Here is a 660-nt window from a genome sequence, read left to right as displayed (position 1 = left end):
CTTGATGCTCGCCCTTGCCTGGGAGAGACCGGATGACAGGTGCATCGATCGAGACGACGCTGGAGTTGTGGGCTTCATCGCTGCGCGAGGTCAAGGCGCGTATGCGCCCTCTGTTTACCCAGGAGCGGGTGGCGGCCTCTGCCGGCTGATCCGGTGTACTGGCGGGCTACCCCGCAAGACGCACGGCCTTGCTTGAGAAAGCCGGTCTCGTCCAGAACCAGGACGGCCTTGTCGTCGGCCAGATGTTCGAGCACATAGGCGCGCACCAGATCGCGCAGGGCATCGGCCTCCCCGCGACCGCGGCCGAGAATGGCCTGTTGACGGCAGGGGCCGGGATCGCCGGCTGCCTCGGCGCGCATCCAGCCGGTCTTGCGTGGCTCGGCACCGGGCAGGCCATCGAGGAACCAGCCGGCAAGATCGCCAACTGCCAGATCGGTGTCTTCGCGGCCTATGTCTCACGCCATGGCCATGCCTTCATCGACCGAGCCCTCTACCTGCCTGAAGCCTGGACGGATGATCCCTTGCGTATGGCGGCAGCCCCTGTTCCGGAAGGCATGGGTTTCTCGACCAGGCCCCAGTCGGCCCTCCAGATGATCGAACGAGCCCTGACTGCCCAGGTACCCTTTGCCTGGATTGCCGCTGACACGGTCTATGGCGTAG

2 pseudogenes are annotated in these 660 nt (G+C 65.6%); one reads left to right on the top strand and one right to left on the bottom strand.

The features are described from left to right. Window positions 1–137: 137 nt before the first annotated feature. Window positions 138–413 (bottom strand): annotated as a pseudogene (locus tag ACYVD0_RS13300) (transposase); the annotation flags it as partial. On the opposite strand from ACYVD0_RS13300, the pseudogene ACYVD0_RS13295 reads away from it, so the two are divergent. Next, a pseudogene (locus ACYVD0_RS13295) lies at window positions 405–660 on the top strand (transposase); the annotation flags it as partial. The pseudogenes ACYVD0_RS13300 and ACYVD0_RS13295 sit on opposite strands and share 9 nt — an antisense overlap.

The sequence above is a fragment of the Azotobacter armeniacus genome, assembly GCF_054779355.1.
This window is presented reverse-complemented; position numbering and strand designations above follow the sequence as displayed.